Source organism: Pedobacter sp. AC212 (assembly GCF_979258625.1).
Window position 1 is genome coordinate 4,504,337 of sequence record NZ_OZ409870.1, and the last position, 25,349, is coordinate 4,529,685.

General features: G+C 38.4%; 20 protein-coding genes. 3 read left to right on the top strand and 17 right to left on the bottom strand.

All coding sequences use genetic code 11. The annotated features are described in order from the left end of the window. Window positions 1-30: 30 nt before the first annotated feature. Window positions 31-1,317 carry a tyrosine--tRNA ligase gene (gene tyrS / locus ACZZZC_RS19355; RefSeq protein ID WP_463487937.1) on the bottom strand — a complete coding sequence of 429 codons (1,287 nt, stop codon included), beginning with the start codon at window positions 1,315-1,317 and terminating at the stop codon, window positions 31-33. A gap of 61 nt (window positions 1,318-1,378) precedes the next feature. Then, window positions 1,379-2,671: a patatin-like phospholipase family protein gene (locus ACZZZC_RS19360; protein WP_463487938.1), complete on the bottom strand. Its 1,293-nt coding sequence runs from the start codon at window positions 2,669-2,671 to the stop codon at window positions 1,379-1,381. 119 nt (window positions 2,672-2,790) lie between these two features. On the opposite strand from ACZZZC_RS19360, the gene ACZZZC_RS19365 reads away from it, so the two are divergent. From ACZZZC_RS19365 to dapA, 3 genes are all read left to right on the top strand, one after another. Further along, window positions 2,791-3,471: an ACP phosphodiesterase gene (locus ACZZZC_RS19365; protein ID WP_463487939.1), complete on the top strand. Its 681-nt coding sequence runs from the start codon at window positions 2,791-2,793 to the stop codon at window positions 3,469-3,471. Window positions 3,472-3,525: 54 nt separating this feature from the next. Then, complete coding sequence (ligA, locus tag ACZZZC_RS19370; protein ID WP_463487940.1) at window positions 3,526-5,538, top strand: NAD-dependent DNA ligase LigA; 2,013 nt, start codon at window positions 3,526-3,528, stop codon at window positions 5,536-5,538. 88 nt (window positions 5,539-5,626) lie between these two features. Continuing rightward, window positions 5,627-6,514 (top strand): 4-hydroxy-tetrahydrodipicolinate synthase, encoded by an 888-nt coding sequence (dapA, locus tag ACZZZC_RS19375; protein WP_463487941.1) that lies wholly within the window; start codon window positions 5,627-5,629, stop codon window positions 6,512-6,514. A gap of 53 nt (window positions 6,515-6,567) precedes the next feature. On the opposite strand, the gene ACZZZC_RS19380 is transcribed toward dapA, so the two are convergent. The 15 genes from ACZZZC_RS19380 to mraZ form a co-directional block, all read right to left on the bottom strand. Continuing rightward, window positions 6,568-6,744, bottom strand: coding sequence for a hypothetical protein (locus ACZZZC_RS19380; protein ID WP_010602932.1), 177 nt, complete (start codon window positions 6,742-6,744; stop codon window positions 6,568-6,570). 259 nt (window positions 6,745-7,003) lie between these two features. Then, a complete protein-coding gene (locus ACZZZC_RS19385) occupies window positions 7,004-8,245 on the bottom strand; it encodes an aminotransferase class I/II-fold pyridoxal phosphate-dependent enzyme (protein WP_056851707.1) in 1,242 nt (413 codons plus the stop codon). A 168-nt stretch (window positions 8,246-8,413) separates the two neighbouring features. Beyond that, window positions 8,414-10,033 (bottom strand): cell division protein FtsZ, encoded by a 1,620-nt coding sequence (gene ftsZ, locus ACZZZC_RS19390; RefSeq protein WP_463487942.1) that lies wholly within the window; start codon window positions 10,031-10,033, stop codon window positions 8,414-8,416. A gap of 130 nt (window positions 10,034-10,163) precedes the next feature. Continuing rightward, a complete protein-coding gene (gene ftsA, locus ACZZZC_RS19395; RefSeq protein ID WP_056851706.1) occupies window positions 10,164-11,522 on the bottom strand; it encodes a cell division protein FtsA in 1,359 nt (452 codons plus the stop codon). A gap of 5 nt (window positions 11,523-11,527) precedes the next feature. Then, window positions 11,528-12,694, bottom strand: a complete 1,167-nt coding sequence (locus ACZZZC_RS19400; protein WP_463487943.1) for a cell division protein FtsQ/DivIB — start codon at window positions 12,692-12,694, stop codon at window positions 11,528-11,530. After that, window positions 12,687-14,042 carry a UDP-N-acetylmuramate--L-alanine ligase gene (murC, locus tag ACZZZC_RS19405; RefSeq protein WP_463487944.1) on the bottom strand — a complete coding sequence of 452 codons (1,356 nt, stop codon included), beginning with the start codon at window positions 14,040-14,042 and terminating at the stop codon, window positions 12,687-12,689. Before murC ends, ACZZZC_RS19400 begins: the two co-directional genes overlap by 8 nt. Window positions 14,043-14,179: 137 nt before the next feature. Further along, window positions 14,180-15,286 (bottom strand): undecaprenyldiphospho-muramoylpentapeptide beta-N-acetylglucosaminyltransferase, encoded by a 1,107-nt coding sequence (murG, locus tag ACZZZC_RS19410; RefSeq protein ID WP_463487945.1) that lies wholly within the window; start codon window positions 15,284-15,286, stop codon window positions 14,180-14,182. A gap of 118 nt (window positions 15,287-15,404) precedes the next feature. Further along, window positions 15,405-16,598 (bottom strand): FtsW/RodA/SpoVE family cell cycle protein, encoded by a 1,194-nt coding sequence (locus ACZZZC_RS19415; RefSeq protein ID WP_463483649.1) that lies wholly within the window; start codon window positions 16,596-16,598, stop codon window positions 15,405-15,407. A gap of 16 nt (window positions 16,599-16,614) precedes the next feature. After that, window positions 16,615-18,006 carry a UDP-N-acetylmuramoyl-L-alanine--D-glutamate ligase gene (gene murD, locus ACZZZC_RS19420; protein ID WP_463483650.1) on the bottom strand — a complete coding sequence of 464 codons (1,392 nt, stop codon included), beginning with the start codon at window positions 18,004-18,006 and terminating at the stop codon, window positions 16,615-16,617. A 163-nt stretch (window positions 18,007-18,169) separates the two neighbouring features. Continuing rightward, complete coding sequence (gene mraY, locus ACZZZC_RS19425) at window positions 18,170-19,417, bottom strand: phospho-N-acetylmuramoyl-pentapeptide-transferase (protein ID WP_056851702.1); 1,248 nt, start codon at window positions 19,415-19,417, stop codon at window positions 18,170-18,172. Beyond that, window positions 19,417-20,874: a UDP-N-acetylmuramoyl-L-alanyl-D-glutamate--2,6-diaminopimelate ligase gene (locus ACZZZC_RS19430; RefSeq protein WP_463483651.1), complete on the bottom strand. Its 1,458-nt coding sequence runs from the start codon at window positions 20,872-20,874 to the stop codon at window positions 19,417-19,419. The genes mraY and ACZZZC_RS19430 overlap by 1 nt, the downstream gene beginning before the upstream one ends. Before the next feature lie 181 nt (window positions 20,875-21,055). After that, window positions 21,056-23,152, bottom strand: a complete 2,097-nt coding sequence (locus tag ACZZZC_RS19435; protein ID WP_463483652.1) for a penicillin-binding protein — start codon at window positions 23,150-23,152, stop codon at window positions 21,056-21,058. Next, complete coding sequence (locus tag ACZZZC_RS19440) at window positions 23,142-23,564, bottom strand: FtsL-like putative cell division protein (protein ID WP_463483653.1); 423 nt, start codon at window positions 23,562-23,564, stop codon at window positions 23,142-23,144. Before ACZZZC_RS19440 ends, ACZZZC_RS19435 begins: the two co-directional genes overlap by 11 nt. After that, the gene (rsmH, locus tag ACZZZC_RS19445; RefSeq protein ID WP_463483654.1) at window positions 23,561-24,466 is read right to left on the bottom strand and encodes a 16S rRNA (cytosine(1402)-N(4))-methyltransferase RsmH; all 906 of its coding nucleotides are present in this window, start codon (window positions 24,464-24,466) and stop codon (window positions 23,561-23,563) included. Before rsmH ends, ACZZZC_RS19440 begins: the two co-directional genes overlap by 4 nt. Next, window positions 24,456-24,923, bottom strand: a complete 468-nt coding sequence (gene mraZ, locus ACZZZC_RS19450) for a division/cell wall cluster transcriptional repressor MraZ (RefSeq protein WP_463483655.1) — start codon at window positions 24,921-24,923, stop codon at window positions 24,456-24,458. Before mraZ ends, rsmH begins: the two co-directional genes overlap by 11 nt. Window positions 24,924-25,349 lie beyond the last annotated feature (426 nt).

Genomic DNA, 25,349 nt, shown 5'->3' on the forward strand with positions numbered 1-25,349 from the left:
ACTTTCTGAAACAAAATATTTTACTGAATCTTATTCCGCGATCAGCAGGAAATAGTTTTTCTTACCTTTCTGAACAACGATGAATTGATCATTAATCAAATGATCGGCATTAAAGATCTGTGTTGCTTCAGCAACCTTTTCTTTATTTACCGAAACACCACCACCTTGAATCAACTTTTTGGTTTCTCCTTTTGAAGGAAATACGGAAGCTTTCTCAGCCAGTAATGTAGCAGCATCTATTCCATGAGCCAGTTCTGCTTTCGAAATTTTGAATTGAGGAATTCCCTCAAACATCTCTAATACTTGTCTTTCCGAAAGGGTTTTCAAAAATTCAAGAGATCCGTTTCCGAATAAAAATTCGGAAGTTTTGATTGCTGTTTCTAAAGCTTCTACCGAGTGCGTTTTAACGGTGATGTCTTCAGCCAACGCTTTTTGCAAAATTCGCAAGTGCGGTGCTGTATCATGTTCAGCCTCTAAAGCTTCGATTTCGGTTTTGGTTTTTAGCGTAAATATTCTGATCCATTTCTTAACATCATCATCTGATGCATTTAACCAAAACTGATAAAATTTATATGGAGAAGTTTTTTCGGGATCTAACCAAACCGCACCGCTTTCAGTTTTACCGAATTTTGTTCCGTCAGCTTTTTTAATTAATTGCGTAGTAATCGCATAGGCTGTTCCAGCATCTTTTCTTCTAATCAGTTCTGTTCCGGTAACAATATTTCCCCACTGATCTGATCCACCCATTTGAACCAAACAGTTTTCATTTTTCCATAAATGATAAAAATCGTATCCCTGAATCAACTGGTAGCAAAATTCGGTAAATGATAATCCAGAATCACCTTCTAAACGTCTTTTTACGCTATCCTTTGCCATCATATAATTGACAGTGATATGTTTACCAACATCTCTGATGAAGGTAAAAAGATTCATATCCTTAAACCAATCGGCGTTGTTTACCATCACTGCACCATTGCCACCATCCTCAAAAGTTAAGAATTTAGCCAATTGCTTCTTCATCCCTTTCAGGTTGTGTTCAATCATCTCTGGTGTTTGCAAATTACGCTCATCAGACTTTCCTGAAGGATCGCCCACCATTCCTGTGGCACCACCCACTAAAGCATAAGGCTTATGACCAGCTTTTTGGAAATGAATTAAAGTCATGATCTGCGTGAGATGGCCAACATGTAAAGAATCTGCAGTTGGGTCAAACCCGATATAACCAGAAGTCATACCTTCGTTTAACTTTTCTTCAGTATTCGGCATAATATCATGCAGCATGCCACGCCACCTTAACTCTTCAACAAAATTCGTCATTGTACAAACACTTTTATAATTGTGCGTGCAAAGATAAAATTTTAGCTTAGTTTAAAGCAAATTAGTTGGTAAGTGTAAACCAGCTTTTAAAATCAGTCTTGGCGGCGTTAAAATCAGCATGGCCAATTAAACAATTTAGCTTACTGTCGCTGCGAATAGCCTGATTTGGAACGCCTGAATTTCCCAACCAATTCTCGCACAATTTAATAATTAAAGATACTTCCTTATCTTCAACAGCATCCATATCCATGGCATTTAGCGCCACATATTCGTCTTTGTTTACACCTGCGGGCAAATCCCAATGTTTACCAGCTGTATCATTAACCATCATTGGGCGCAATACTGGGTTCATTCTTATAAAATCTATAGGTTTTGCAGGCATCGATGAGTTCAAAATCATGTAAGCAATAAAAGCTGCTGTATCAGGCGGGTCATTCAAAATACTGGTTCCCATTTTTTGAATATCCTTAATCAAGCCTGGCGCCTCATGTTTCGCTTTCAATTCATCGTAACGCACAGGAATTTCTTCATCGTATTGCAGTTGCGAAACAGATCCTGTACCTATTGAGAGAACTTGAATGTGCTCAATTTGATACTGTTCACGGTTGCAAATGGCCTCAGTAACAGCTGCTAAAACCGGATTATTATTACCCGTTACGCCGCCATCCCAATAAAATTTGAGCTTATTATTTACTTTGAACGCCGCAGGTTCGTTAAAGTAATTAACGGGTGCCGTACTCGAAGCGTGAATGGCCTCAACCAAACTCACTAAACAATCTGAAGGTGTTTTAGCAGTAGCGGACAAATTTTTAAGTTTCCGCTCTATCACCGATGTAGATGCCAAGCTATCGCAATCTGTTCGAAACATTTCCGCCCGGTTACGATAGTAATCGTATCCGATAATTAAAAATTGAGTTTTGATATCTCCGTTAACCGCAACATGTTGTGGAATGTGCATCAGATCAATTTGCGATATTTTTGGAAGAATATCTTTTAAGGCTTGATATTTTCGTTTTGTTGCATATTTTGCACCTATTTTAAAAATTCGAGCTACGCTGGAAAGCAAACTTTTTTCAAAAAAACTTAATCTGGAAAATACCTTACTCCTCAATTGTTCATCGCCAAAAATCTTTTCAATTTCTGATAAACGAAGGTTCTCGGCCATAGCGGCGGCAACGAGGCTCCCGCCACTATTGGCAGCCACCAAATCGAATTTTGACAATACCTCATGCCCTGTTGGATCAGGATTATTAAAAGTTTCTGCAAAGAGCTTTCTTAAACATTTTACTTGAATAAGCGCCCAGGATCCGCCTCCATCTAAAGAAAGAATCCTGTAAGTTTTGGGATGAGGCATGATGATCAATTATGGTATTTAAATTTATAAATAATTAACTTACAAAACAATACAGGTTCGAAGCCGAACATTTACCCAATTCAGTTTTTCGGCAATAAAGAAAACATTAACTTGTGAGCATGAATTTCTTGTCTCACTACTACTTCGATAAATCAAATGATGATGCCAATGTGGTTTTGGGAACAGTATTGCCTGACTTAATAAAAAACGCTTCCAAAGAGGCCAATTTATACCCTCAAAAAAACGAATTCCTTTTCTTAGGAAATCCTGATGAAGAATCGCTATTAAGAGGCTGGAAAAGACATCTCTCAGTTGATTTGCTTTTCCACTCTTCCAATTATTTCTTGGAAAAAACTACTGAATTGAAGTTCCTTATAAAACCAATTGTCGAAAATACGCCGGTTCGACCCTCGTTTTTAGCGCACATCGGGTTAGAACTTCTACTTGATCACCTACTAATAGAACACAATCTCATTCAGGTAAATCATTTTTACGACAAATTATCGGCGGTGAAAAAGGAATCACTAGGCGATTTCCTCACGCATTGTGGCTTGAAAGATCAATCGGTTTTTTTTAAATTTATGGAAGGTTTCATTAGTAGCAAATACCTCTTGAGTTATCAAAAGCTAGAAAACATCAGCTATGCGCTAAATAGAATTTGCATGCGTTTGTGGCCAGAAACTTTAAACGAAAAGCAATTGGCAGCGCTAACATTTCAATTGGAAATATTTAAGGAAACGCTGGAGAAAGATTTTATGGAAATTTTCGAGGAGATATCGGATCAATTATCCGGCAGTTAATTATTTTTCCAAACGAATCCTAAAGCAACTCATCCTTTTTTTATATTTGCTCTTATGTCGCTATTTGCAATTAAAGAAGAAATGGATGCGCTGGTTGCCGAGTTAAACCAGCATAATTACAATTATTATGTACTGGCTATGCCAACCATTGGCGATTATGAGTTTGATAAAAAGCTTAAGCATCTTGCTGAATTAGAAAAGGCAAATCCTGATTTTGCTGACCCAAACTCTCCTACTCAACGAGTAGGTGGCGACATTACCAAAAACTTTATTACCGTAAATCATAAATACCCAATGTTATCGCTGGGTAATACTTATAATGAACAGGATCTTCGCGATTTTGACGAACGGATTCGAAAAGCAATCGGCGATAACTTTGAATACGTTTGCGAATTAAAGTTTGACGGATTATCAATCAGCCTCACTTATGAAAACGGAAAATTGCTAAGAGCAGTAACCCGTGGCGATGGAAGCAAAGGTGATGACGTGACCAATAATGTTAAAACCATCCACACTATCCCGCACCAAATCAAAACTGAAAAAGCACCAGAGCATTTCGAAATTCGGGGAGAGATTTTTATGCATAAGGCCGCGTTTCTGCGTTTAAATGCTGCACGTGAAGAATTAGGAGAAATTCCTTACGCTAATCCACGCAACTTTGCTTCCGGAACGATAAAAATGCAAGACAGCAAGGAAGTTGCGAAGAGACCTTTAGATGGTTTCATTTATTTTTTATACACCGACAAAAACGAGTTTAAAAATCATTGGGATAGCCTACAAGCGGTTAAAGATTGGGGCTTTCATGTGTGCGAACACAATCGCTTAGTTAAAAATATTGATGATGTTTTGGCATTCATTCACCATTGGGAAACTGAGCGTTTTAAACTGAGTTACGATATTGATGGAATCGTGATTAAGGTGAACAGTTATGCCCAGCAACAGGAACTTGGTTTTACAGCTAAATCTCCACGCTGGGCCATCTCCTATAAATATAAAGCTGCCGAAGTGGAAACCGTTTTAGAGAAGGTAACCTATCAGGTTGGTCGAACTGGAGCAGTAACGCCCGTAGCTAATTTAAAGCCTGTTTTATTGGCAGGAACAACTGTTAAAAGAGCTACTTTGCATAATGCAAACGAAATCGAAAGATTGGATTTACATGAAGGCGATACTGTTTTTGTAGAGAAAGGCGGGGAAATCATTCCGAAAATAATAAAAGTGAATTTAGATAAAAGAGTTGAAGGCTCCAACCGTGTTCATTATCTACACAACTGCCCGGAATGCGGAACTGAACTGATTAGAAAAGAAGGAGAAGCGGTGCACTATTGTCCGAACGATGAAGGTTGCCCGCCACAAATCGTCGGAAAAATTCAACATTTTATTTCACGCAAAGCGATGAACATTGATGGGCTGGGTGATGAAACTATTGAAACTTTTTATAAACATGGCTTAGTCAATCACATTAGCGATCTCTATACTTTACATTTAAAATCAGATCAGTTAAAAAGCTTAGATCGGTTTGGCGAACGCTCCATTGAAAACATGCTTGCTGGAATCGAAAAATCAAAAGAAATGCCATTTGAGAAAGTGCTTTTCGGATTAGGCATTCGTTACGTGGGAGAAACAGTTGCAAAAAAACTAGCCGCTGGCGTAAAAAATATCGACAACTTATCTCGTGCCACAATTGACGAATTAATTGCCATAGATGAAATTGGGCAACGCATTGCCGAAAGCATTGTTGAGTATTTCGCAAAAAAAGAGCATTTAGAGCAGGTTCATCTATTAAAATTAGCGGGTTTGCAGTTCGAAATTGAAGAAAAGGTAATTGAACTGGCGAGTGATAAACTTATTGGAAAAACATTCGTAATTTCGGGCGTTTTTGAAAATTACGGCCGCGAAGAATTGAAAGATATTATTGAGGCAAATGGTGGAAAAATTTTGAGTGGAATATCAGGTAAATTAAATTATTTGGTAGCCGGTGATAATATGGGACCATCCAAGTTAGAGAAAGCAAACAAACTAAATATTCCCATCATCAGTGATGCAGAACTTTTAGAAATGATAAAATAAAATGAGAGCGTGATTGAATGAGTGATTAAATGAATGCTTAACACCTTCATTCAATCTGTTATTCAAAATTCAATAATTATAAATTAAAATGAATAAATTTCAGGGTACTGGTGTGGCATTGGTTACACCTTTCAACACAGATGGATCTGTTGATTATAATGGTTTAAAAAACCTGATTAATCACTTGATCGACGGAGGGATAGATTACCTCGTTTCTTTAGGCACAACCGGCGAAACCGCTACAATGACCAAGGATGAGAAGAAGAAGGTGTGGGCTTATACTGCTGAAATAAACAATAATAGATTACCCTTAGTTGCCGGCATTGGTGGCAACAATACCTTGGCTGTTGCAGAAGATATCAAATCTTTTGATGCAAACGGCTATAGTGCCATTTTATCTGTAAGTCCTTACTACAACAAGCCAACTCAAGAAGGAATTTACCAACACTATAAATATTTAGCCGAGGTTTCACCTTTGGATTTAATCGTTTATAATGTTCCTGGACGTACGATGAGTAATATGACTCCTGAAACCACCTGTAGATTGGCGCATGATTTCGATAATATCATTGCCACGAAAGAAGCTTCAGGAAGTTTTGACCAATTCAATCAGATTATGAGGGATAAACCAGAAGATTTCCTATTAATTTCTGGTGATGACCCTATTACTCTGCCAATGATTGCTTTAGGTGCATCTGGAATTATTTCTGTAATTGCGAATGCTTTACCACGACAGTTTTCTGATATGGTGAGACAATGTTTAGCCAGGGATTTCAAAGGCGCCACTCCTGCACACTTAAGCTTGGTAGAATTTACGCGTTTAGCATTTGCAGAAGGAAACCCAGCGGGAATAAAAGCTGCACTTAAACATCTGGGTGTTTGTGATGATACAGTAAGGTTACCATTGATTAAAGCGTCTTCAACATTAGAACAATCGATTATCAAAGAGATCGAAAAACTAGGTCAATTAGCTTAAAAAACAAAAGAAGTCAAGTTTTTGAACTTGACTTCTTTAAATATCTTTATTGCTTAAGCTTTATTTTTAGTGTCCTGAACCTCCAAACGAATCGCCTGAGCTAAGTTTTTCAAATCCTGCATGCCTTTACGAACTCTTGTTCCTGCGGCACTGTTTCCTTTGTTATAAAATTTGTCTGCATCAGCTTCTAAAGCTGCAACCAGACTTTTTACTTCTTCAAATTTTTTCATTTTTTAGTACTCCTACAATTTTAAAGGTTTGATTTTTAATTATCTAACTCTAATTTAATAGGTTTGTTGTAGAAACAAAAATTTTTAACTGAATAAAAATCGCCGTTGATGCCGTTTTTTTCCACACTGAAACGTTTTATGAACATCAGTAATTATAAAAACAACAAGCAACGATCTGACTTGCAGTATATTAAAAAAATTAACTCATAAAAAAAGCCCTTTAAACTAGTTTAAAGGGCTTTTAAAATATAATTATCAATTAAGCTATTGCAAACTGATTCTCTTTATAATAACCATTTTCAAGCTTTTCTGCAACTTCGCTAAAAGCATCTAACGTACGTTGAACATCTTCTAATGTGTGTACAGCTGTTGGAATTAAGCGCAACTCAATCATTCCTTTTGGAATTACCGGATAAACAACAATCGAACAGAAAATGCTGTAGTTCTGGCGTAAATCGAAAGTGATTGCTGTCGCATCAGTAAGCTCTCCTTTTAAGAAAACTGGCGTTACCACAGAATCAGTTACACCCAAATCGAAGCCTCTTTCACGCAATCCTTTTTGCAAAGTCATCGCAATTTCCCATAACTTATCTTTAAGTTCTGGTTTGCTCTTCAACAATTCCAAACGTTTTAATAATCCTTTAACCATTGGCATTGGCAACGCCTTAGCAAAAGTTTGTGAACGCATGTTATATCTTAAAAAGTTGGTAATCTCTTCAGTAGAAGCTACAAAAGCGCCAATACCGGCCATAGATTTTGCAAAGGTTCCGAAGTAAACATCAATTCCTTCGATACAATCTTGAGCTTCGTGCGTACCTGCACCAGTTTTACCCATTGTACCAAAACCGTGAGCATCATCAACCAAAATACGGAAATCAAATTCTTTCTTTAAATCAACAATCTCTTTCAGTTTACCTTGAGCACCACTCATACCAAAAACACCTTCGGTAATTAATAAAATACCTCCGCCAGATTCTTTGGTTAATTTCGTAGCACGCTCTAATTGTTTTTTCGCACTTGCAATATCGTTGTGTTGGTACACAAAACGTTTACCCATGTGTAAACGAAGACCATCGATAATACAGGCATGAGATTCGCCATCATACACAATCACATCATTTCTATCCACCAAAGTATCGATGATAGAAACCATCCCCTGATAACCATAATTCAATAAAAACGCATCAGGTTTACCCACAAATGCTGCAAGTTCCTGCTCCAGTTGTTCGTGGTATTTGGAGTTTCCACTCATCATACGGGCACCCATCGGGTAAGCCATACCAAATTCTGCAGCTGCATCAGCGTCTGCTTTTCTAACTTCTGGGTGGTTGGCTAAACCTAAATAATTGTTTAAGCTCCAAACCAAATGCTCTTTTCCTTTGAATTGCATGTGAGGTGCAATTTCTCCCTCTAATTTTGGAAACGAGAAATACCCATGAGACCATTTTTGGTGTTGACCAAGTGGGCCCATGTGCTTTGCTATCTTTTCAAATATATCCAATGTATTATGTGTTTTTTGATAATAAAAATTTTGCGAATTTACGGTTTATTTGGCTTAAAATCAACCAGATTAATCTTCCGCTTGTCAATTAAGATTTTTAACAATCTAAATTTATGCCAAAAAAGCCCCGATAGTAAATCGAGGCTTTAAAATTATATTTGGTTTGATTTAATCAACGTTATCGTGTAAGAAAGAATTGTTTGGTCTAATCTCTGTACCACCATCTTGATCGTTACTTAAAGTGAAACGACTCACTTGCGATTCAGAAGAATGTTGAACTTGCTGTAGCTGCATTTGTTTGCGTTTGTAAGCAGGTTCATTTTCTAATTCTTGCAAGCCGTTGGTAGTGCGCAATTTCATGCTTAAATCTTTCAGACGTAAGATACGTTCTTTAGATTTTTTCAACTGCTCTTCCATCGATTCATCATTTTTGTCGTCATCCAAACCAGTAACAGGCATTTCCACTTCCGGCTCTGGAGCAGGTTGTACCGCTGGTGTTTCGAACACAAAATTGGTTTCTGCCAACTTTACCTCAAACTCAAAACCTGTTTCCTGTGGTTCTTCTACCTGAGGCTCTTCTTCAATTAAAGTATGACGAACAACATTATTTTCAGGCTCTTGAACTTTTTGAGGTTCAGCTTTTGCAAACATTCCACCGAAAAGATCAGCTTGTGAAACTTCCTCTTTAGCTTTCAAAACCGGCTCGTAACTTGGAGCAGCCTTTGGCTGAATAAAAGAATTTACCGGCTCAACCGGGCGAACCAACGGAGCTTCTTCAGGAGTTAATAATGAGATCTTCTTTTTGTTTTTCTCTTCATGAACACGCTCTTCAGATGTTTGGAAGCCAGTAGCAATAATAGTTACCGATAATTTCTCTCCTAATGATTCATCTGTACAGTTACCCCAAATTAAATCAGCAGATAAACCTGCTTTTTCCTGAATGTAATCAGTAATGATGGAAACTTCATCCATTGTTACTTCCTGAACACCAGAACTGATGTTCAATAAAATATAGCGGGCACCTTCAATTTCGTTATCTTTTAATAGTGGAGATGCTAAAGCACCCTCAACTGCTTGTAAAGCACGATCTTCACCATCAGCTGCGTGACTACCCATAATGGCGACACCGCTCTCCTTCATTACAGTACGCACATCCTTAAAGTCCACGTTTATATAACCTGGAACTGTAATAATCTCTGCAATGCCTTTTGCTGCTGTTGTTAAAATATCATCGGCCTGACCAAATGCAGAACCTAGGGTTAAATTCCCGAAGATCTCACGCAATCTATCGTTAGAGATCACCAAATAAGAATCTACATATTTTTTCAATTCTTCCATGCCCTCATCAGCCTGAAGCTTACGTCTCTTTCCTTCAAAAGAGAATGGCGTGGTAATAATGGCAACTGTTAAAATATCAAGTTCTTTGGCAGCTTTGGCAATAATTGGAGATGCACCAGTTCCGGTACCACCACCCATTCCAGCAGTAATAAACAACATTTTTGTTGTACTACCCAACATGGCTTTAATATCATCGATATTTTCTATCGCTGAGTTTTTGCCAACCTCTGGAATAGAACCAGCACCCATACCTTCAGTTAAACTAGCCCCTAATTGTACCTTGTTAGGTATCGGACTAGATTCCAAAGCTTGGGCATCTGTATTACAAATAATAAAGTCTACACCAGTAATACCCGACAGGTACATATGGTTTACTGCGTTGCCGCCACCGCCCCCAACACCAATTACTTTGATGATTGATGACTTATCTTTTAACATTTCGAACTGCATATCTTTATGAATCAGTTGTTTAAAAAGTTTTAAATTCTGTTCATTACTCAACGTAATATTAACACTTTTTCAACAGACGTTTTCCACAAGTGTTAAGAATGTGGAAAACTCACATGTTGTTGAAAAAAACTTAGCTTTTCAGATAATCTTCATCGCTAACATTCATATCATCTTGAATGAATGTTTTTGTTTTAGCCAGGAGTTTGTCAAATAAACCCGGACCGCGTTTTTCTTTTTCTTTCTGTGCTTTTGGCTTTTCTACAAAAACACCCGGCTGTTTCATTTCCTCAATTAATTCTTCAGCTTTCTGAATACCTTTGATTAATAAACCAACACTGGTAGCATACATCGGGCTTTTCAAATCATCGTAAATCGCCTTTGGCATATCTTCATATTTAGATAAATGCTCATTTGGATAACCAATACGGCAATCTAAGCCTGTAACATATTCTACCGCCTGCGATAAGTGTTTCAATAAAGCACCACCACCCGTGATTACAATTCCGCCGATTAGTTTTTTCTCATAACCAGAAGATTTGATCTCGTAGTAAACATGCTCGATGATTTCTTCCATACGGGCCTGGATAACATAAGCCAGGTTTTTAACCGAAATTTCTTTCGGCTCACGACCGCGAAGACCAGGAACGCAAATGATCTCGTTTTCTTTATTTTCTTCAGCCAAAGCAGAACCAAAACGTGTTTTCAATAACTCAGCTTGATTGCGCATTACTGAACAACCTTCCCTGATGTCTTCAGTGACGCTATTCCCCCCGAACGGAATCACAGCTGTATGACGAATAATACCCTCATGGAAGATGGCAATATCAGTAGTTCCACCACCTATATCAACCAATGCAATACCAGCCTCTTTTTCTTCATCGCTCAACACCGATTCAGAAGATGCCAATGGCTCAAGTATCAGATCTTGAGTTTGCAATCCTGCATTATTTACACATTTGATGATATTTTTAACCGCTGTAACCTGCCCGGAGATGATATGGAAATTAGCCTCCAAACGTACACCGGCCATCCCGATAGGATCCTTAATTCCCGGTTCGTTATCAATGGTGAACTCTTGTGGTAATACATGGATAATTTCCTCACCTGGAGGCATCACCAATTTAAACATATCATCAATTAACTTATCGATATCTTTTTTACCGATTTCGTTATTTAATTCTCTTCTTGTTAAAATTCCTCGGTGCTGCAAGCTTTTAATGTGTTGACCGGCAATACCAACATTTACCACTTGTATTTCTACATTTGATTGTCCACTCGCCACCTCAACCGCCTGAGCAATGCCCTGCACTGTTTTTTGAATGTTAGAAACTACTCCTCGTGTCACCCCCGCCGATTCTGCCTTTCCTATTCCTAAAATTTCTATCTTACCATGTTGGGTTCTACGGCCAACGATAACACATATTTTTGTAGTACCGATATCTAATCCTACTACAATGGGAGACTGACTGGTAAATTTTGCCTTGTCCATATTCGTTAATTTTGTTGAGTTTTATATTGTTTTTCTAGGGCTCTGATTTCTTTTTCTCTCTCCAGCTTCAGTTGGGCTGCAGATTTTGTATTTGTTTTTTTCTTTTCGGTTGTTTGCGAAGTCGCCGGCTTTTTTTCTGCGGGCTTTTGTTCCTTTGGCTTAACTGCTGCAGCTACCACTGGTTTTTTGGTTTCAGTCTTTGCTGAAGCAACTGCTTTTACTTGTGGCTTTTTTGGCTCAACAGTTTTCGTTTCCGTCTTTTTCGGAACAACAGCAGCAGTTTGTTCTACAATAGCATCGTTGATCACGTTTTTGATTAGCGAATCGGCTACCTTTTGTTGTATTCTCAAACTATCGGAAGATGAAATTGTTTTTCGCTTTCTGGCAATTGCTGTCGAATCTCTTTTTTCGCAAACGATTTGATTGGTATATTTAATATTAATTGTTCTGTAGGCATCCCAACCTACTTGAGGCATTGCTTTTTTGTAAAACAGCAAAAGGTTAGTCATCTTCTTTTCTAAAGAATCGGCGTTACCTAAAATGATGCGCTGATCGCCTACTCGGGGAATCAATTCAATATCATTTTTTTGATCAACAACCAATTGCTCAATCTGCGAATCCCACAAAGTATCTCTCTTGATAAACAAAGCTGTTTTATAAATATCATGAGCCAATTTGGTATGCAGGGTATCAACTCTACTTCCAAAAACCTCGGTAATATTGCCAGTTGCCACCAAAACATTTGCGGTAAAGTTTGAGGAGATTGGCATTTTCAAACCGTCGTTGTCAATATAAAAATCCTGACCGCTACTGTTTAATATCCTCACCACCGGCTGGCGCTGTTTCACTTCTATGTGCAACACACCATCCATTTCTACGTACACCTTCGCAAAGGCGATGTATGGATTAGATTGCAGCTTCTTTTCTATTTTATGAATATTGATATTTTCGATATTTCGTCCCAGCAATACGCCCTGATCTTCTCTTAAAATTTGATCAATTTCTTCTCTTTCGATGAAGTTATCTGCACCAGGAATTAAAATTTTTACATCCGTACATTTAACTGTTTGCTTTTTAATGTTGATGAAACTTAAAAGCACTACCACACCTGCCAAGCTAATCAGCCAGGCAAAGCCAGTAAATATTGCGCTCCAGTTTATTCTTTTAAGCATGGTTTAATGTATTTTTCAGAGGTTCAATAATTGTATCAATATCACCCGCACCAACCGTTAAAATTAACTCAGGCTTTGTGTCCTTAACATACTGAACCACAAAATCTTTTCCACATATTTGTTTATTCTTCAGGTTGATTTTATCCAATAAAAACTTCGAATCAATACCTTCCAAAGGCAATTCTCTCGCCGGATATATTTCCAGCAGTAACAAATCATCAGCTGTGCTTAAAACTTTTGCAAAGTCATCAGCAAAATCCCGCGTACGCGTAAACAAGTGTGGCTGAAAAATAACCGTAAGCTTCTTATCCGGATATAGCTGACGAACAGCTTCGAAACAAGCTCTTAATTCTTCTGGATGATGGGCATAATCATCAATGTAAATCTGATTATCGTTATTTACGATGTATTCGAACCTGCGTTTTACGCCTTTAAAGTTTGCTACTGCTTGCTTAATTTTATCTTCATCAATTCCCAGTTTTAAAGCAATGGCAATGGCAACCGTTGTATTTTCTACATTGTGCTTGCCAGGCAACATTAAGCTGATGTCTTTAATCTGAGTATCATTATCAGTATAATCAAATACAAACTTCGACCCTTCTACCCGAAGGTTTTCGGCCTTGACGGTTGCAGTTATGCTTGCTGCATAGCTAATGCTATTGTTCAACGGCAAACCCTCATAGGCGTAAAGTGTACCATTTGTTTTGAGTTGACCAGCATACAACTGGAAAGATTCATCTAAATGACTTTTGTCTCCATAAATATCTAAATGATCGGCATCCATTGAAGTAACCACTGCAATATCAGGATGTAACGTTAAAAATGAACGGTCATATTCGTCTGCCTCAACGACTACCACATTATTTTTCCCAAACAATACGTTGCTGTTGTAGTTACTGGTAATTCCACCCAAAAAAGCAGTACAATCGTAACCTGTGTCCTTTAAAAGATGAGCAACAATTGATGAGGTAGTGGTTTTGCCATGTGTACCTGCAATGCCAATACAAAACATGCCTTTGCTGATGATGCCTAAAACTTCAGAGCGTTTTTTAAGACTGAAGCCTTTATCGATGAAGTGATTTAAAATTTTGGAATCTTTCGGAATGGCAGGTGTATAAACAATTAACGTATCATCATGATGATCTAAAAATGCGCAAGGCAGAGATGCTGCCTCATCCAAATAAGTGATCAAAATGCCTTCCTGTTCCAAAGTCTCGGTCAATTTCGTTCTGGTTTTATCGTAACCACAAACCACCTGACCGCGTTTAGTAAAATAACGAGCAAGCGCACTCATGCCGATACCACCGATACCTACAAAAAACACTCTATTTATTTTACTTAGTTCCATTTTTATTTAAGCTAAAAGCAGAAAGACTAAAGTGAAAAGCTTTTCTTTCTACCGTTTATATATTTTTTCGCTTTGAGATTGCTTCGTACCTCACAATGACGAATTGTCAATTATGCTTTGGTCTTTCAGCTTTAGTCTTACGCTTTTATCAATTTCAATACTTCTCCAGCAATAACTTCATCTGCTTCTGGCAAAGCCATTTTACCAATATTTTCAGCCAGTTTTTCACTTTGTTCTTTATCATCCAAAAGCGACAATGCTTGCTTCACCAATGTGTCTTCAGCGAAGCGATCGTTAATAAGCAGTGCGGCACCATTTTTAACCAGAGCCATTGCGTTTTTGGTTTGATGATCTTCCGCTACGTTAGGAGAAGGCACTAAAATCACAGGTTTTTTGATTAGACAAAGTTCCGCGATCGTTCCCGCTCCTGCTCTGCTGATAATCACATCTGCAGCCGCATAAGCCAAATCCATTTTATTCAAAAACTCCAGAATACGCACATTTGGATGATATTCCAACCCCAAACGCTCGATAATTCCCTTGTAATAATATTTACCCGTTTGCCAAACCACTTGTACATCCTGTGCGATGATTTCTGGCAAATGTTTTTCAATCGCTTTGTTCAGTGTACCAGCTCCTAAACTTCCGCCTGTAACCATTATGGTTTTCTTCAATGGATCGAGTTTCAACAGTTCAGCACCTGCGTGGTGTTTTCCCTTGATATCAACTACGTCTTTGCGAACCGGATTCCCAGTTTTCAAAATCCGATCAGCAGGGAAGAATTGTTCCATTTCATCGAAGGCAACACAAATTTTCGAAGCCTTTCTACCCAGCCACTTATTGGTTACACCAGCATAAGAATTCTGCTCTTGAATGAGGTATGGAATTCCTTTTAACGATGCTGCATACAATAACGGACCAGAGGCATAACCCCCGACACCCACTACGGCATCTGGTTTAAAATCATTAATAATCTGCATCGCTCTGCGTACACTGCCGATAACTTTAAACGGCAAGGCAAGATTTTTTACAATCGAACCCCGCTGCATCCCACTGATATTTAAGCCTATTATTTTATATCCGGCAGCTGGAACTTTTTCCATTTCCATGCGGCCATTTGCACCCACAAACAGAATTTCACAAGCCGGAACCAAGCGCTTAAGCGCATTGGCTATGGCTACGGCGGGAAAAATATGCCCGCCGGTGCCACCACCTGATATGATAATTTTTGGGGAATTATTCATTTTGTATGTAATTATTGACATTCTTTATGCTCGTCTTTGCGAGGCACGAAGCAATCTCATTTGCTATATTTATTTAATAGATTGCTTCGTCATGCTTCCTCGCAATGACGATAAATAGCTACCCAAACGCCGGTATCTCTCCTACAATCACTTTATTCTTTACTTTCTCTTTATCTTCTTTTGCTATCGCACCTGCATTTTCTTCTACGTCTCTGCTTACACTTAATATAATCCCGAAGGCTACGCTAGTAAAAATCATCGAAGTTCCACCCATGCTCACCAATGGCAAAGGTACTCCCGTTACCGGACCTAAGCCCACTGCAACTGCCATGTTTGCGAAAGCCTGAATGGTTAAACTAAAACTCAATCCAGCTGCCAATAACGCCCCGAATGCCTTGGGGGCCTTGGTCACTATTTTTATACATCGGTATAAAAGCACCAGGTACAGTACCATGATTATAATTCCTCCCAGTGTTCCCCATTCTTCAATAATAATGGCGAAAATAAAATCGGAATACGGGTGTGGTAGGAAATTCCGTTGTGTACTATTACCTGGCCCTTTACCAAAAACCCCTCCAGTAGCCAAAGCAATTTTTGCCTGATCTGCCTGAAAAGTTTTATCTGAATGTTGCATCTCGGGATGCAAATAGGTATTAATACGCGACATGTAGGTCTTTCTTCTTGGCCCGAGGAAAAAGACAAATAATAACAATACAAATCCACCAGCGCAAACAATTGCAATCTGTTTAATACTAATACGCCCGATGATTAAGAGCAAAATACTTACGCCAAATAACATTAAAGCTGTAGACAAATTGGCCAAAGCAATTAAAACGAAAACCACACAAACAGAGCCCATAATTGGTACAAACGACTCTTTAACGTTTTTGATGTTTTCTTGTTTTTTGGTTAACATTCTGGCCAAAAACGTAATTAACGCTAGTTTTGCTAAATCGGAGGTTTGGAACGTAAGTCCAATTACCGGAATTTTAACCCAACGCGAAGCATCATTCAAATTTGTTCCGAATATTAAGGTATAAACCAAAAGCGGAATGGTTACAATCATCAAAATTTTCGAGATACCGGCATAATACCGATAATCAAGTAAGTGGGCAATGTATATCATCCCAATTCCCATTAAAACGAAAATTAAGTGCTTGGTTAAAAGCAATTTTTCTACCGCTTCGCCTTTTTTGTAGGCTAAAGTCCCTGTTGCACTGTAAACAGCCATTACAGAAATAAGCGAAAGCAGGATGATGATTAACCAGATCCATCTATCGCCTTTAGTTTTGTTAAGTAGTGCTTGAAACATATAATTAAGCCTCCTTTTATAATTCTCTTACTGCCGCTTTAAATTGATTACCGCGGTCTTCATAATTTTTGAACAAATCGAAACTGGCACAAGCTGGCGATAACAAGACCGCATCACCACGTTTAGCCAAATGGAAAGCAATCTGTGCTGCTTCATCAGCCGAAAAAGTATTTACAATTACCTCAACATCATCCTCGAAAGCATCGTGAATACGCTTGTTGTCCTTACCTAAACATACAATTGCCTTCACTTTGCTTTTCACCAGATCTTTAAGCATGTTGTAATCGTTACCTTTATCCACACCACCCATAATCAACACTACATCGGTTGTCATGCTTTCCAAAGCATACCAGGTAGAGTTTACATTTGTGGCTTTACTGTCGTTGATGAAATCAATTCCCGAAATTTTTGCTACATGCTCTAGCCTATGCTCAATATTTTTGAAATTGCCCATACTTTCACGAATGGTCTCATTTCTTAACTCTAAAACCTTCGCTACAATGCCCGAAGCCATAGAGTTATAAATGTTGTGCTTGCCTTGTAAGGCTAAATCTGAAATAGACATGGTGAATTGGTTATTTGGTTCAGTGAGGATATGTATGATTTGCTCGTGTAAGTAAGCGCCTTTTTCCAATGTGTTGATAATTGAAAAAGGATATGTTTTAGCCAGTGGCTGGTTGTTTGCTAATGCTTTTTTGCTTTCTTCGTCATCTTCACAGTAAATGAAGACATCGTTAGCAGTTTGATTTTGGATAATACGCATTTTCGACGCAGCGTAATTCTCCAATTTATAGTCGTATCTGTCTAAGTGATCGGGAGTGATGTTTAAAAGCACAGCGATATCGGCTTTGAAATGAAACATATCATCAAGCATAAAGCTGGAGATCTCCAAAACGTAATAGTCGAAATTTTCTGTGGCTACCTGAGCGGCAAAACTATGACCGATATTGCCTGCCAAACCCACATTTAAACCTGCATTCTTTAGGATATGGTAAGTAAGCAGACTGGTTGTCGATTTACCGTTAGAACCTGTTATGCAGATCATTTTTGCATCCGTATAGCGGCCAGCAAATTCAATTTCCGAAATCACTGAAATATTTTTAGCAACCAATTTTTTAATAATTGGCGCCGTAGCCGGAATACCAGGACTTTTAATTACTTCGGTAGCATTCAGAATCAGTTCTTCAGTATGCTTTTCAGATTCGAAGGGAATGTTCAGCTTTTCTAATGCCGATTTATATTTATCAGTGATTACGCCAAAATCAGATACAAAAACATCGAAGCCTTTTAATTGAGCAAGCTTAGCAGCACCTACACCACTTTCTCCAGCACCCAAAATAACCACGCGGGCCTGCCCTGCCATTGCTGACTGAGGATTGCTTGTTGTGTTATTTTGATTTGTGCTCATTATTTAATTAGTAGTTGGTATTTAGTATATAGTATTTAGATTGAGGTGCTAAAGACTAATACAGTTATTATTTTTTATTTATTTACTCAGTTTGCGTTTTGCTTAACTTTTAACTTTCGACTTTTAACCTTCAACTTTTAACTTTCAACCTTTAACTTCCACCTTATCTCAATTTCAATGTTACGATGGTGATGATGGCCAGCATAATTCCGATAATCCAGAATCTGGTTACAATTTTCGCTTCGTGATAACCTTTCTTTTGATAGTGGTGGTGTAACGGGGACATCAGGAAAATTCTTCGCCCTTCTCCGAATCGTTTTTTAGTGTATTTGAAATAAGATACCTGCATAATTACCGAAACCAGCTCCACTAAAAATATTCCGCAAAGGATTGGAATAATCAACTCTTTACGAATCATTAAAGCGAAAGATGCGATGATACCACCGATGGCCAAACTTCCGGTATCGCCCATAAAAATCTGAGCGGGATAAGAATTGTACCAAAGGAAACCCACACATGAACCCACAAAGGCGCCCGCGAAAATCAGCAGTTCTCCAGAGTTCGGGATATACATAATATTCAGATAATCGGCCATTACGGTATTACCTGATACATAAGCTAAAATACCCAAAGTAATCCCGATTACTGCAGATGTACCGGTAGCCAAACCGTCGATACCATCCGTGATGTTAGCGCCGTTACTTACCGCAGTGATAATGAAAACAGTAAAAATGATGAATACCAGGAAAGCATATTTCTGATAATCGCCTCCTAAAAACTTAAATACCTTCGCGTAATCGAACTCATTATTCTTGTAAAAAGGCATGTTCGTTTTGGTCGATTTTACATCTTGCGTATAGTAGAAAGTTTCGCCCTTCTGGCGAAGGACCATTGGCACAGTAGAAGTTGGTTTAACATCATCCTGAACGGTTTCTCTCACTACGATATTGGGATGGAAATACATGGTACAACCCACAATTAAACCTAAACCTACTTGTCCAACTACCTTAAAACGACCAGCTAGACCTTCTTTATTCTTTTTGAAAACTTTGATATAGTCGTCCAGGAAACCTACAGCGCCCATCCAAACTGTGGTGATAATCATTAAAATCACATATACATTTGTGATGTTGGCGAATAACAAGGTTGGAATTAAAATACCCAGCAAAATGATAATACCACCCATTGTAGGCGTACCTTGTTTTTGCATTTGCCCTTCTAAACCTAAATTTCTAACTGTTTCACCTACTTGTTTCTTATGTAAAAAATCAATCAACCTACGACCATACACGGTGGTAATGATCAACGATAAAATGATAGAAATGGAGGCACGGAACGTGATATATTGAAACAACCTTAATCCAGGAATGTCGTAATGCTTATGCAGGTATTCGAATAATAAATATAACATTAGCTGTTCGGGTTAAGTTGTTCAAGTAAAATCTCTTTATCATCAAAATGGTTCCTTACACCATTAATTTCCTGGTATTTTTCATGGCCTTTACCGGCTACTAGAATAATATCTCCGATCTGCGCTAGGTGGCAAGCAGTTTTTATCGCTTCTTTTCTATCTAAAATGGATAACGTTTTACGCTTGTTAGTTGGTGAAACACCCGCTTCCATATCGTTGATGATTGCTTGCGCATCTTCTGTTCTTGGATTGTCGGACGTTAGAATCACCTTATCACTCCAATCGCAAGCCACTTGGGCCATAATCGGGCGCTTGGTTTTATCCCGGTCGCCACCGCAGCCAATTACAGTAATAACCTGCTCCGTCCCTTTACGAATATTAGCAATGGTGCTTAACACATTTTGAACAGCATCTGGTGTATGTGCATAATCTACAATGCCGATGATTTTATTTGGGGAAGTAATGTAATCAAAACGGCCTTCAGCACCTGTTAAGCGACTTAGCAAAGTCAAAACTTTCAATTTATCTTGCTCCAAAAGAATGGCTGTTCCATAAACCGCAAGTAGATTATAAGCATTGAAAGTACCAACTAACTTAAAAAACACCTCCTCATTATCGATATCTAAATGAAGTCCGCTGAATTGATTTTCGATGATTTTTGCTTTGAAATCAGCAAGTTGCTTCAGCGCATATGTTTTTTTGTGTGCCTTTGTGTTTTGCAACATTACCATTCCATTTTTATCATCAATGTTGGTTAACGCAAAAGCCGATTTCGGTAAAACATCAAAAAATGCCTTCTTGGCTTTTAAATAACTGTCGAAGGTTTTATGAAAATCTAAGTGATCGTGAGTAATATTTGAAAAAACACCACCTGAAAACGTTAATCCCTCAATACGATGTTGCGATACCGCATGCGAGCTTACTTCCATAAAGCAATAATCGCAACCAGCATTTACCATATCACGTAACAACTGATTTAAAGCAATTGGATTTGGCGTGGTATGCGTCGCGGCAACAACGGTATCGTTAATATAATTTTCAACTGTTGATAAAAGGCCGGTTTTATATCCTAAATCTTTAAAAAGCTTAAATAAAATAGTGGCAATGGTGGTTTTACCATTGGTACCCGTAATGCCAATTAATTTTAAATCGGCCGATGGATTTCCAAAATAATTACCTGCCATTATACCTAAGGCAACAGCAGTATTTTCTACCTTGATATAGGTGACTGTAAAGTCATGCACTTCTGGCAAACTTTCGCAAATAATAACAGCAGCACCTTGAGCAATGGTTTGTTCAATAAACTGGTGACCATCAGCAAGTGTTCCAACTACAGCAAAGAAAACATCATCTTTTCCAACTTTACGAGAATCAAAATTTAGGCTGTTGATTTCCTTATCGGTTTTGCCAACCAATTCTTTAATCGTAATGCCGTAAAGTAAATCCTGTAATTGCATACTTTTTAATTTTGAGTGAGTGAATTTTGAATGAGTGAATGTTAACAGCGATCGCAACATTCTAGCCTTCAATCATACTCTCAATCATTTATTTTATTTAATGAGAGATTTTTGAATGAGTGAATGTTAGCATCGATCGCAACATTCCGTCATTCACTCACCCCTCATTCATTCATTGTTTTTAATTCAATTCTATTTGTACGCCCAAACCTTTTCCAACCTTTGTACCCGCGGCGATGGATTGAGCGATTACTTTTCCAGATCCAATTACTTTCGTTTTTAAACCTGCATTTCCTAAAAGATAAAGCGCATCTTTCAAGCCCATGCCCGAAACATTCGGCATTACGCCTTTTCGTTCCGTATTCTCTTGAAAAACTTCTCCTGCGCTGGTATCAACGATGTTATAGTATTCAGATTTTGATGCAAAAAGTGGTTTAAAACCAAATGCTTTGAATACTTTTTGCGTGGCTTTGCTTTGTCCGGCTTTTGTTGGTGGATTGCCTGTATTTCCAACTAAGCGAGTTGGTACATCGTTGTACATTTGCATGTCGCTAGCGTAAATACGATCGGCAACCTCTCTAAAAACTGGTCCTGAAACCAATGCACCGTAATAAGCGCCTTTCGGATCGTTGATTACCACGATCATAGAATATTTAGGTTTATCGGCAGGGAAATAACCTACGAAAGAAGCTTGATATTGCTTATTTGCTTTATAACCTTTGTTGGCATCTGCAACTTGCGCTGTACCAGTTTTACCTGCAATAGGATACAAAGGATTATAAACAATTTGTTTACCGCTACCCTCTAACACAACCCCTTCAAGCATTTTTCGTATTTTACTTAAGGTTACATCAGAACAAATTTTGTTGTTGATCACCCTAGCTTTAAATTGTTCGATAGGGTTACCCAATCTTCTGATTTCTTTTACAAAAATTGGCGCCACATATTTTCCGTTATTGGCTACCGCATTGTAAAATGAAAGCATCTTTAATGGGGTTAACTGCATCTCATAGCCATAAGCCATTTGCGGCAAAGTCATTTTTCCCCAGCTTTTATTAGATGGATTTTTTACAACTGGTCTAGCTTCTCCAGGAATCTGCAACTCCAGTTTTTCATTCAGATGCCAATCGTACAAATGATCGGTGAATTTTTTAGGGTTTGCACCATACTTACTGTTAATTAAATAAGCAATTGCTGCATTAGATGATTGTTCAAAAGCTTTTTTTACGGTTACTACACCGATACTTCCGTGAGAATCTTTGATCATGTGACCTGGAATTTTGTAATTACCAGTACCCACCATGGTATTCGTATCTACCAATTCATCTTCCAAAAGCGCCATGTATGATGCCAACTTAAAAGTTGAACCAGGATCCTGATTACCGGCGATAGCATAGTTAAATTTCTCCTTGTAAACGCCCTCTTCAACTTTTGAAAAATTGGCAACAGCCCTAATTTCACCGGTTGCAACCTCCATTACAATCACTGCCCCATGATCAGCTTTGCTTGCAATCAACTGTTTCTCTAAAGCACTTTGAGCCAAATCTTGCATATTCACATCGATGGTAGAAATGATATCTGCTCCATCTTTGGGCGCAACCTCCGCCTCCTCGTTTACCGGAATGTAAACTCCGCCGGCAATACGCTGCATTAATCTTTTACCAGTTTCCCCGTTGATATATTCTTTGTAAGCACCTTCTAATCCCACCCCATTAGCAACATTCTCATTTTTATAACCAATGGTACGGGCAGCCAAAGCCTGAAAAGGCAGAATTCTTTTATTTTGCTGAACCGCAATTAAACCTCCGCTAAATTTCCCGATATTGTACAAGGGAAAAGTTCTGATGGTTTTTAAATCTGAATAACCTACTTTGCGGTGAATCAGCAGATAACGAGCACTATCCTGGCGACCTTTTCGCAAATAACGGGCGTAATCTTTTGCAGATTTGTCCTGAAAAATTTGCGCCAGTTTCATCCCCAATGAATCAACTTTCTCATTAAAAACTTTATCGTCAGCAATTCCACCTGCGAACATATCCATACGCAGTTCATATTCGGGTACAGACGTTGCCAACAAACTACCATCGTTTGAATAAATATTGCCACGAGTAGCCTCCACGTTTACATAACGGGTAGAAAGACTATCGGCCATGGCCTTCCATTTTTTACCTTGCACAAACTGCACCTGACCCAGACGCAGAAATACTGCAAAAGCAAAAAGCACAATTAAGCCAAATGCCAGATATACACGAAGCAAGATGTTTGCTCTAATATTCATCGCTTTTAACAATTATTTTTTTTGGTGGTTCAATTAGTTCTTTTATACCAAGGGTATCTACCTTCTTCGCTACTTCTGTTAGTTTGCTTTTAAACATCAGCTCTGCTTTCAAAGATTTATACTCCCATCTTAATTCTTTTACTTCTTTATTTAATTTATCAATGCTACGCACATTGTTTACCGCAAAATGGCTGTTAGCAATGTATATCATTCCTAAAAATGCCAGAAAACACAAATAAGGCAAAGCATCAGTGGCCGCCTCTTTTGATACCAGTCCATCATTAAAAAGCTTACTGATAAATGAATTACTATCCATTTTCTCTTCTGCGGTTTTCGGTCTTTTAGGCGCCGCTTTTAACTCTGGCTCAGGCCCGATTTCCTCTTCCTCTATCTCCTCTCTGAACCTGTTCATATTTTTTCAGCTATTCTAAGTTTTGCACTTCGAGCCCTGTTATTTTGCGCAATCTCTTCTTCAGTTGCCACAATTGCCTTACGGGTAATTACATTGAATGGCTTTTGTTGATTACCAAAAAAATCTTTTTCTACCTCGCCTTGAAATTTCCCTTTAGCCATGAAGTTTTTCACAGGCCTATCTTCCAAAGAATGATAAGACATCACAACCAGGTGACCTCCCGGCTTCAACACCTCAGAAGCTTGCAGAAGAAAATCTTCCAAAACCTGTATTTCAGCATTTACTTCTATCCGTAAAGCCTGAAAAACCTGTGCTAAATATTTATTTTCTTTTCCTTTCGGGATATATTCTGAAATGGCTGATTTTAAACTGTCGTTATCGGTAAAAGGCTTTTCAAGACGGGCTGTAACAATAGCTCGAGCCAATGATTTGGCATTTTTTACCTCCCCGTAGATCCCAAATATTTTATGAAGCTTATCTTCAGAATAAGTGTTTAACACCTGAACAGCCGTAAGATCGCGGTGTTGATCCATACGCATATCCAAATCGGCGTTCGAACGGATGGAAAACCCACGTTCCGGAACATCAAACTGATGCGAAGAAACTCCAAGATCAGCAAGAATACCATCTACCTGACGGAAACCCTTTAAACGAAGATTATTTCTGAGGAAACCGAAGTTCTGGTCAATGAAAATGAAGCGATCATCAGCCGGGATGTTTGCCTGCGCATCCGGATCCTGATCAAAAGCGATTAAAATACCTTTCGGACCAAGATGTTTTAAAATTTCCTTCGAATGGCCGCCGCCACCGAAAGTAACATCCACGTAAACACCATCTGGCTTAATATTTAATCCATCGATGCAAGGCTGAAGCATTACAGGAACATGGTAATTATTCGCCATCAGCCCCTCCTTTCTTATCGCCCATTACTTTTTGAGCTAAACTTGCAAAGTTGGCCGGCACGTCGTCAAAAATATCTTCGTAAGATTTTTTATCCCAAACTTCAATTCGATCCAATTGACATGCTAAAACTAAATCGCTACCAATACCAGCATATTCCACCAAAGATTTCGGCAACAAAACACGTCCGGCAGCATCAAGCGAAAGCTCTGTTGCGCCACGGGTAAAGGCCCTTACAAATCTCCTGTTCTCTTCGTCGTAAATATTTAGCTTGGCAAGATCAGCGACAACAGCATCCCAAACAGCTTTTGGATAGATAACGAGATTTTTTTCAAAACCACGGTTGATGATTAGACCCTCACTCTCCGAATTAGGCAATTGTTTCTTAAGCGCAGCAGGTACCATAAGGCGTCCCTTTGCGTCAAGTTTACAATCAAATTCTCCTAAAAGTTGGGTCATAGTGGTATCTACACTTTTTATCTAGTGTAAAAGTAAAGAGTTCTACCACTTTTTACCACTTTTTACCACAAAAAAGTTTTCCACATCCTTTTTGTTACATTTAACCCGATAAATGAGACTAAATCAAACTTCAGTCTATTAAATAAAAAACCTTAAACACTGATAACTAAGCAATTCCAAGCTACCACCGCTAAAGTGGGAGAAATTTCCAAATTATGATTTCAGTGGGAAGAATAACTCATCAAACATCTTTGTGCGGGGTTAAAGCTACAAAAAAAGCACAGAAGCATTAAACAAATGGGGCCTGTAATCCCCTTACGATTTTCTAATGACTAAACCAGCTTGACTAAACATTGGCTAATCATTTTTATCCCTCACAAAATAAAAAGCCCTGACTACGGATGTAATCAGGGCGAAAATGAGAGC